Annotated in this window: 11 protein-coding genes and 1 pseudogene; 10 read left to right on the top strand and 2 right to left on the bottom strand. The window is 34.9% G+C overall.

The window, feature by feature from the left end; genetic code table 11:
* Both A5875_RS08100 and A5875_RS08095 read right to left on the bottom strand, forming a co-directional pair.
* The coding region (locus A5875_RS08100; protein ID WP_176244640.1) for a site-specific integrase at positions 1-895 on the bottom strand (895 nt) is incomplete at its 3' end.
* 104 nt (positions 896-999) lie between these two features.
* Positions 1,000-1,686: a helix-turn-helix domain-containing protein gene (locus A5875_RS08095; protein WP_176244639.1), complete on the bottom strand. Its 687-nt coding sequence runs from the start codon at positions 1,684-1,686 to the stop codon at positions 1,000-1,002.
* Positions 1,687-1,848: 162 nt separating this feature from the next.
* On the opposite strand from A5875_RS08095, the gene A5875_RS08090 reads away from it, so the two are divergent.
* From A5875_RS08090 to A5875_RS23605, 10 genes and pseudogenes are all read left to right on the top strand, one after another.
* Entirely contained in the window at positions 1,849-2,112 is a 264-nt protein-coding gene (locus A5875_RS08090) for a hypothetical protein (protein ID WP_088933118.1), read from the top strand.
* Between the two features lie 78 nt (positions 2,113-2,190).
* Positions 2,191-2,436: a hypothetical protein gene (locus A5875_RS08085; protein WP_088933117.1), complete on the top strand. Its 246-nt coding sequence runs from the start codon at positions 2,191-2,193 to the stop codon at positions 2,434-2,436.
* A gap of 201 nt (positions 2,437-2,637) precedes the next feature.
* On the top strand, positions 2,638-3,879 hold the full coding sequence (locus A5875_RS08080; protein ID WP_088933116.1) for a replication initiation factor domain-containing protein: 1,242 nt from the start codon (positions 2,638-2,640) through the stop codon (positions 3,877-3,879).
* A 180-nt stretch (positions 3,880-4,059) separates the two neighbouring features.
* Positions 4,060-4,479 carry a DUF4279 domain-containing protein gene (locus A5875_RS08075; RefSeq protein ID WP_088933115.1) on the top strand — a complete coding sequence of 140 codons (420 nt, stop codon included), beginning with the start codon at positions 4,060-4,062 and terminating at the stop codon, positions 4,477-4,479.
* A 78-nt stretch (positions 4,480-4,557) separates the two neighbouring features.
* Positions 4,558-4,944 carry a hypothetical protein gene (locus A5875_RS08070; protein ID WP_088933114.1) on the top strand — a complete coding sequence of 129 codons (387 nt, stop codon included), beginning with the start codon at positions 4,558-4,560 and terminating at the stop codon, positions 4,942-4,944.
* Positions 4,945-5,144: 200 nt separating this feature from the next.
* Positions 5,145-5,603 (top strand): annotated as a pseudogene (locus A5875_RS08065) (DUF2716 domain-containing protein); the annotation flags it as partial.
* A 264-nt stretch (positions 5,604-5,867) separates the two neighbouring features.
* Positions 5,868-6,338 carry a PTS sugar transporter subunit IIA gene (locus tag A5875_RS08060; RefSeq protein ID WP_088933113.1) on the top strand — a complete coding sequence of 157 codons (471 nt, stop codon included), beginning with the start codon at positions 5,868-5,870 and terminating at the stop codon, positions 6,336-6,338.
* Positions 6,322-7,182, top strand: a complete 861-nt coding sequence (locus tag A5875_RS08055; RefSeq protein WP_088933112.1) for a PRD domain-containing protein — start codon at positions 6,322-6,324, stop codon at positions 7,180-7,182. Before A5875_RS08060 ends, A5875_RS08055 begins: the two co-directional genes overlap by 17 nt.
* Before the next feature lie 79 nt (positions 7,183-7,261).
* Positions 7,262-8,644: a PTS transporter subunit EIIC gene (locus tag A5875_RS08050; RefSeq protein WP_088933111.1), complete on the top strand. Its 1,383-nt coding sequence runs from the start codon at positions 7,262-7,264 to the stop codon at positions 8,642-8,644.
* A 23-nt stretch (positions 8,645-8,667) separates the two neighbouring features.
* Positions 8,668-9,662, top strand: a 995-nt coding sequence (locus A5875_RS23605; RefSeq protein WP_088934658.1) for a glycoside hydrolase family 1 protein, incomplete at its 3' end; no start/stop codon positions are given.

Raw genomic sequence — 9,662 nt, 5'->3', positions numbered from 1 at the left:
GCGGATAATAAAGCTCATTTTTCTTATTGGTAAAAAGAAATTGATCTTTACTAAAGGTATTGAATCCCAATTTTAAATACATTTCTCGTTGAGCCATTTGCCAATTTCTTAGTTTAAGGATAGTGATGTCATCAAGTTTGATTGTTCTTAACGAATTGGTTGTTTTCGGCTCTTGAATAATGATTTTGCCAAACTCATCAATAGCGAGTGTTTTACCAATTGACAAGGTCTTTTTCGAAAAGTCTACATCAGTCCATTGTAGAGAAAGAACTTCAGATTTTCTCATTCCAGTAAATGCAATAACACGAAAGAATGTTTCTAATTTGATTGTTCGCATACTTTCCAAGTGTTTAAAAAAAGTTTTTAACTCCTCTTTGGTATAAAACTTGATAGGTTGTTCAACTTCTTTTTTTCTGGGTGTGATAATTTTTTGCATGGGATTTGATTTCATGACCTCAATAGCCACACCATATTTCATGATTTTTTGAGCTTCTTTTTTAAGGTAACCATACTGCTTGTACTTTGAATGCCATCGATTGACGACTTTTTGACAGTAGGAAATTGTGATTTTATCTATCTTCATTTTGCCAAAAGCTGGTAGTACATGAAGTTCGCAATATCTCCTTGCTGTTGCTACCGAAGATGGTTTAACCGATAATCGATATTGTTCCAGCCACAAATCATATAACTCTCGAAATGTCATAGACTGTCTATGTTGTAACCCGTTTTCATCAAACTCTACCTGTAAACGACTTAATTCCTTCTGCGCTGCTTTCTTTGTTTTAAAACCTCTACGAGTAATTCGGACTTCTTTACCTTCATCGCTTTGACCAAGGTAAGCTCTTAATTCCCAGAAATTACCTTTTTTAGATTCATATTCACGAAACATTGCCATTTTTTTCCCTCCTTTATGTGTGGGGCACATAGGAAAAGAAACTTCATTTATTTTAAGGGCTGAATCTTTTTCATTCATGTCTTGGAAAAGATTCAGCCCTTGTTTTATATTTTTTCTTTATTATCGAGAATAAACTTAATTTGATTGTAGGTTTCATCAATCTTATCAAAAGGAATAGATTCTATTGCTGTGGAAGTGACGACATTGTGCTCATCATCAAACACGGGAGTTCCTTCATGATAGTTAATTTTTGGTGAACAGAATTGTTCAATGTATTGAATCTTTTCTACAAGATTCTCAATGGAGTCAAATGGAATCGTCTTGAACAAGGAATCAAGAAACACAAAGTTTCCGTTCTCGTCTACAATAGCAGCGCCTTCTTCGTTTGTATCGTGTTGATGGTTGAAGAAAAAGTCCTCAATGTATTTAGTGTTTTTGGCCAGCTTATCTACAGATTCACCAATGTCTTTCAACGTTTTTTCCGCTTGGAAGACTTGCCTTACTCGTTCATCATATTCATCAATTCTATTTAATACCACTGGGACGTCAGAAACCGCAATTTCTTTTAATGTGCCAAATAACTGTATGGGAGAAGCATTCAAAACCGAAGCAATTCGCTCTAGTGTTTCGAAAGTAGGGTATCTGTTTCCGCGTTCTATATTTGAAATCGATTGCTTTTTTAAGCCTACTCTATCTGCTAATTCCTCTTGTGACAATCCTTGATCTTTTCTGAGTCTCGTTATGTTTGATCCAAAATTTTCTATCATCAAATTCACCTCTTTCTTCATCATAGCTTCTTTCCTTGAATAAATCAACCTTGTTAGTATTCTTTTAAGAAGTAAAAGATTCACAAATAAATCATTGACATCTTTTAAGAAGAGAAATATCATTTGTTAAAAGAATACTTATAGTTTTATAAGAAGTTTAATATTCTTTTAGAGAAGAGGGTAGATATGACGACAATTGACGAAACACTGATTGAATGGCAGAAAGAAAATTTTAATGATGTTTACCATACGATGAAAGAAGCGTTGAAGGACGTGAAAGAAGAACGAGATGTTGTGAAGCAAAAATATTGTGCAAATTATTTTGGTGTAAGTGTCAATACCTTGAAATCATGGGTTCATATGGGATGTCCAGAGATTCGACTAGAATCAGGAATGGTTCTTTATAGTAAGCAAGGTGTTAGAAAATGGCTATTGCAGTATCAAAAATAAAAAATGTGTGGGGCACAAGAGTAAGAGTCACTACGAAATTGAAGGATTTTACGAGTATAAAGGTTGGAGAGAGCGAGAATGAATAGATTAGTTGACCACAGAAAAAAAGAAGAATCGATCTATCTAGTTTTACTTGTTGTAAAAATTTTACTTACTATTGAAAGCGATAACGTTGTTAATGAGTTTTACTATGACGAGCGTGGCGTGTGCACTTGGAACTGGCGCCAGCCAGGTAAAGTGCACACGCACACGCCAAAGTGTGCGTGGATGGTTTTAGTGCAGGCGCTTGCGCCTGCACAAAACCGTTCATCCCCCACTATCTAATAGGGGGGATAGAAATAAAATAACAAATGAAAAAAAGCGTGAATAAGCTTGAAATAAAAAAGTATATCGAAGATAAAGGCTTGTGCGGTTAGCGGATAATTAAAAGGGACACACAATTTAGAAATTAGTCATACTAACGATTTGTGCTCGTTTTTCTTTTTAACAGAAAATATAAAAGCGTTATTTAAAGGAGAGGGTAGATTGGAACCGAAAGAATTACGAGAATACCGGTATAAATTAGGTGTCTCTGATGGAAAGAACAAAAAGGTAGCCCCTGTTCCTCAACGGAAATTTGCAGAAATTTTAAACGTCTCTCTGTCCTATTACGAAAAGATGGAACGTGGGAAACGAGTCATTCCCAATAGTGTAAAAGAAACACTGGATACTTACTTTCGATTGTGTGTGAAAGAAGGTGCGGATATGCGAGTGATGATTGATTATTTGCGATTATCCTTCTTTGATGTGACTCCTGAAGAAATCATCACTCGTGTTTTGGGTATGGAGGAGGAAGACTTTGAAACGAGACCAACAGGACTCTACCTGTTTGATCGTGTGTCTGTCTGTAAAAATATTTGGGTGTTCTCGCACGAGAAAAAAATGAACAGAAATGTTCTTGTACAATTTTCAGGACAAGGATGCCGAGAATATGAACGACAATTAGAAAAAAAGCAAACAGATTGGCAAGGATTTCTATCTGAAATCTGGCAGAAACAAGGAAAGTTGGAAAGTTGTTATAGCCGAGTGCAATGTAGTCGAATTGATATTGCGATGGATGAGTTCTGGACACAAGAAGATAGCGAGTATTTCGATCTATTTTCCATTTTAGAAAAGCGCTCTAAAGGATTGATAAGCGATCGATTTAAAACCTTTGAAAACTATGGCGGGTCTATAAAGGACGTGGATGGTAATAGTAGAAACAAAGGATTATCACTCTATTTTGGTTCTAGAAAATCGCCCCTTTTCTTTAATTTTTATGAAAAACGATTTGAACTAGCGAATAAAGAAGGTCTATCCGAGGATGACGCATTGTTGAAATACGAAATTTATAATCGATATGAAGTTCGTTGTAGCGACGTTAAGGCAATGGAAGTGATCAAACAGATTATTTATGGGAAAAGACTCGGAGAGATTGGTGCAGGTTTAATCAATAGCAAAGTGATCGTGTATGATCTTTTGGATTCAGATACGAAAATTGTCAACGAGCGCTGGGCAAAGATGTTTCGGACAGTGGGAGAGTTGAATTTTAGTATGAAAGCAAAAGGATTTTCAATCGAACGCTCAGAACACTGGTTTGAAATACAGGTAGCACCAACCTTAAAATTATTGCAGAAAATAGATGAGATAGAAGGAGACGATTATGTTGCAAGGACTCTTGAGAAAGCCGAACTAAGTAAAGAGCATGAAAACTATTTGACGTGGTTTCAAGAGTCAGGCGAGGATTAAATTGACCTCTAAATCGAAAGGTGCGATCATTAACTCATTGGTACTATGAAGTTATAGAACAAATACCATCCATTTGAGATATGTGAAGCCGTATCATAAATGGGATATTTTTTTATTTTCCGCGGTATGATAGGTTTTATAGCAAGTTAAATAGATAAAAATGAATAGAAAGGACAGCTTATGACAGATAAAACCAGTTGCTATACTTATTTCAGCATTACAGGAGATTTTGAACCTGATGACATCACGAGATATTTGAACTTGCAGTCATTCGAGCAATGGCGGATCGGTGATGAGAAAGAGAATGGAAGAAAATTTGATTTTGCGGCATGGAAATTTGGACTTTGTGAGGAGTACGATGTTTTTGTCGAAAATCAAATGCATAGTACACTAAAAGAATTAATACCTAAAAAAGAAAAACTGAAACGTCTAAAGGCTGATTTTGATCTATCGTTTTCATTGGAGATCGTACCTTCAATATATATCGATGAAATACATCCGTGCATAAGCCCTAGTAAAGAAGTAATTGATTTTTGTTCAGAAACAGAGACTGCTATTGATATCGACTATTATGTTTTTGATTCAAGTGATGAGGAATGATGATTGAAAGAGGTCTTAATTGATTTTTTCAAAGAGTCTATTTATTGAGATATATGATGGGAAAAGGAAGTGCTTAATATGAAGAGATTATATCGACCTTTGCCAGAATTTGACGAAAAAGAAATTAAGAGAATTTTGCAGTTCGGTAGTATAGAGGAGCTAACGATATTGCCACTTTCCGTTGGAGAATATCATGCGAACTGGAAAACAGCACAAAATATATGTGTTGAGTTGTCAAACCATTCTGATGAACAAGTTCGAGCTAATAGCGCTCTGGGGCTTGCTTATATTGCGCGCACAAAAGGTAAATTAGAAAAACATATCGTTAAACCGATATTGCTGGAAACATTGAAAAATTGTAGTGAGCACAGAGATAGAGTAATTGATTCGATTCAAGATATTAATATTTTTATGGAATGGAGTATTGGAGAAAAGGCGATTGGTGGTCTAGAAAAGCACGAATAATGCAAGGGGATTGATAAGAGGATGGACCTTGCCGTTTAACTTATCATATAGTATAGAAAATGAAACGCCCCTTAGGAACTGGAACGCTAGATACTAACTTAGAATCGAGGCTTATTATGCAATCACAACAAGAATGGGAAATCCTATCAGGTCAACAAACAGATGCACTTTGGGAAACCGTCTACTAACGATTTTCTTTCGAACCAGATTATTATGCAAAAGATTCTCGTTATACAGTAAAGGAGCCTCACGATCTTTACAGTTGTAAAGGTGTAGTTGCTATAGCTGATTCAGATCCTAACTGGCGTGAAACGATCCGAGACATTTTTTGCACTTGCTTAAAAGACCAAGAGTATATGTATGCCCTCGATTGGCAGAGTACCTGCTACGAATATTATCCACAGGTAAAGACACGTAAAGAAAATCCGACATTTATTTTGGATAAAAACTATGAGCATGGGGGATACAATGCGTATTTCCCAGAATTTTACCCTGACGGAGATTATTATTTATTCTTCTCTAAAGATTTATCTTGGGGGTATTTAACTGATCCGTGGCGTCAACATATTTTTGTGTATGGTGAGCAATTGAGAAAAGAAATCGAAAAGAATGCACAGTATCTGGGATTTACACTGATTGAATCTATTGTCGGGATTTAGGAAGAAAATGTTTGGAAAATTTGAATGCTTGTGCTGCATTTGACCAATTGTATAGATTACTTGTACAATTACAAAAAATATTATTAAAGTGTTGCTTATTTGAGATAGACAGTTTCAATGCAGTGCTTGACAACGTTCTCATTTGTATATTATACTTCGAATAGATAGTTAGATAAGTTACTTTAAGTAGGCTAGATCAACATCTAAACTTTGTTTAGGTATTGGTCTGGCCCTTTTTGTATTTCTTATCGAAAGGAGGATAAAATGATTTTCAAAAAGGATAAAAGTATATATGCTCCCATTTCGGGTGATTATGTTGCGTTAAAGGACGTAAATGACACAACATTTAGTACAGGTCTAATGGGTGCTGGACTTGCATTTAATCCTGTTGACCAAATAATAACTAGCCCATTTAATGGAAAAGTAACGATGTTTTTTTCAACAAAACATGCACTTGGTTTAAAGAGACAAGATGGTTTAGAAGTATTGATTCATGTAGGGATTGAAACAGTCAATTTGCAAGGAGAAGGATTTACTCAATTAGTTCAAAAAAATGATTCTGTAAAAAAAGGCGTACCATTACTTAAATTTGATAAGCAATACATCATTGATAAAGGGTTAGACACTACTATTATTATGGTTTTAACTAATGGAGCTGATTACGACTTAGAGTTTAGTGACGTGAAAGGTTTTATCAATCATGGGGATGTGATTGGACATGCAAAAAGAAAATAACTATGAGATTTATAGGATTATAAATAATAATGTAATTACCTCTAGAAATAAGACAGGTAAGGAAATCGTATTAATGGGGAAAGGAGTTGCTTATCTAAAAAAAGTTGGTGATACTATTGAATCTAGTGTTGTTGAAAAAAGATTTGTACTTACCGAGAATGAGGTAACTCGTTATGTTGACGTTATTGAAGCGATTCCTGCTGAGTATTTTGAGATTGCAATTGATACTTTTAATCAAGCTGAACATCAGCTAAGGATAAAGCCTAGCTCAATTGCGTACGTCATGTTGGCGGATCATCTTAATTCTTCAGTTGAACGAGCCCATGACGGAATCTTTATGAGAAATGAAATGCTAAATGAAATAAAGAATTTTTTTCCGAAGGAGTATGAAATATCTAAAAGTACTTTAGCAAAGGTTGAACAAATAAGTAAGACTAAATTGCCAAGAGATGAAATTGGATTTATTGCTTTTCATATTTTGAATGTCTCTGGGGGAATAAAGAATGATGAAAGAATTAAGATGATTGATCAAGTAACCAAAATCATTGAGGATTTTTTCAATATAAAATTGAGCAAAGAAAGTATTCATTATGAGCGTTTTTTGACACACATGAAATACTTTTGTACACGTTTATTCTCCGAAAACAATACTCATTTAGAAAAAAATGATAATTCTCTTTTTGAGATATTGAAGGAACAACATCCCAATACTTTGAAATGTGTAAATACTATACAAGAATATGTAGATACAGCTTTTCACGTAAAGATCACAATGGAAGAAAAAGGTTTTTTAATCATTCATATCAATAATTTAATAATGAAAAGTAAGATGGTTACTGAATAGGCCAGACTTGAATTCATAATTTCGAAAGGATAATTATGTTTTTTTGTCTGGCTTTTTTATTACGAAAGGATGGAGCAAAATGAAGCATCAAAAAATGTGCAAAGAAATACTGGAATCTATCGGAAAAGATAATATTTTGGATGTATTCAATTGTGTGACTCGCTTGAGACTTGTGGTTAAGGATAAAGATGTAGTTGATTTAAAGAGGTTGGAAAATATTCAGGGGATAATCCAAGTGAAAACATTGAGCAATCAAGTTCAATGTGTGATAGGACCGCAGGTTGAAGAAGTATGTATGGAGTTTAAAGAGATGATCGGTTTCAAGGACGGTACCACTAATGAGGAGCAGGGTATCCAGGAAAAGCCGAAAGGTATCAATGGTGTTTTACAGACACTGTCTTCAATTTTTATGCCTTTGATTCCAGTATTTTGTACCGGAGGGATGATCAAGTCGTTAACTATTATTATTTCAACTTTTAATCTGGCAAGTGAGGGTAGTGGCTTACTTACTGTTTTGGAAATTATCGGAGATGCACCATTCTATTTTCTACCTTTTATGGTCGCATATACAACTGCAAAACGATTTAAGCTGAATGAACTACTAGGATTGATGGTAGCAGGTATTTTGATGTATCCAACAATGATTGAACATGCGGGAGAATCTGTAAAATTTATTTTCTTTAATATTCCTTACTATAATTATTCATCTACGGTGTTACCCGCGATTCTTTGTGTGATAGCAATGTCGTATATTTATCATTTCATTAACAGGTTCATTCCAAAGAATTTGAGTTTGGTTTTTACCGGTATGATTTCATTCGGTATATTCATTCCGATTTTACTATTTATTGTGGCGCCTTTAGGGAACTATTGTACTGGTATTGTATCAAATTTCTTCTTGATGCTGTTCAAAATAGCTGGACCAATAGCTGGTGCATTATTTGCTGGCTTGATGCCGTTCTTAGTGATGACAGGAATGCATTCAGCATTGGATCCAGTAATCATCCAAAATTTTGCTGCAACAGGAATGGATTATTTATTTCCGGCTTTCTTTGTCAGTAATATAGCTATTGGTGGAGCAACTTTAGCAACATCACTAAAAATAAAAGATAAAGAAATGAAAGCAGCTACATTTTCGAATGGTGGATTATGTATTCTTGGAATTACTGAACCAGCTATATACAGCGTATGTGTTAAATACAGAAATGCATTAATTGGTTCAATCATCGGTGGGGCTGTGGGTGGGGCTGCCTACATGTTGTTTAGTGTTCAAAGTCTAGCTTTTGCTATGCCAGGACTATTTTCAATCGTGTCATATATGAATGGAACAAATAATCTTTTATGGATGGTGTTAAGCCTAGTTTTAAGCTTTTTAACTGCTTTTGGGTACACATTTGTTTTCACGAAAAAAACTGATATTGATACAGAAGATATCAGTGAGATGGAAGCAAGTATCGAATAATATAATAATGGAGGAAAAAAACTATGACATTTCCAAAGAATTTCTTATGGGGTGGAGCGACTGCTTCTGCACAATATGAAGGAGGTTTTAATCAAGGCGGTCGTGGTAAATCGCAGCTTGATTTTATTGATTTTGTACCAAACGTAAATCGTGAAAATTCTATCGGAACAGATGATATGTCTCTTGAGCGTTTTTTGAAAATTCGAGAAAATGAAGCGGATTATAATTTGCCTTATCGAAGAGGGGCCGACTTTTACAATCACTATAAAGAAGATATCGCACTGTTTGCAGAGATGGGTTTTAAAACTTACCGTATGTCCATTTCTTGGTGTCGTATTTTCCCCACTGGCGAGGAGAAAGAACCCAATCAAGAAGGATTGCAATTTTACCACAATGTCTTTGACGAATTGCATAAATATGGAATTGAACCACTAGTTACTATGATACATTATGAAAATCCATTACCGTTAACAGAAAAATATAATGGTTGGGAAGACAAACGATTAATTGACCTCTTTGTTAAGTATTCTAAGGTTTTGATAGATGAATACAAAGACAAAGTGAAGTATTGGATTACTTTTAACGAAATCAATGCAACTCTTAGTACACCATATGTTGGTGCAGGAATTTTTGTTGAAAAGTCTAAAAAGAATCATTTATCTGTTTGTTATCAAGCACTTCACCATCAACTTATTGCCTCAGCATTGACAGTGGAATACGCACATAGAGTCGCTCCTCAATGTATGATTGGCTGTATGATTGCGCGATTAGAATGTTACGCGGAAACCTGTTCGCCGGCAGACGTTGAAGCAACTATGATAGAGGATCAAATCAATCTTTCCTTTTTCGATGTAATGGCTCGAGGGTACTATCCTAAAAGTATGCTAAACTATTTCCGAGATAATGATATCTCTTTTGATTACGTGGAAAACTATCAAGAAATTTTAAAGAATAATACAGTTGATTTTTTAGCTTTCAGTTACTATATGACTTATGTAGTGAGTGCAGATCCTAGTAA

Source organism: Enterococcus sp. 3H8_DIV0648 (assembly GCF_002140655.1).
Classification (GTDB): Bacteria; Bacillota; Bacilli; order Lactobacillales; family Enterococcaceae; genus Enterococcus_A; species Enterococcus_A hulanensis.
Note: the sequence above shows the minus strand (reverse complement) of the source record. Positions and strands in the feature narration are given on the sequence as shown.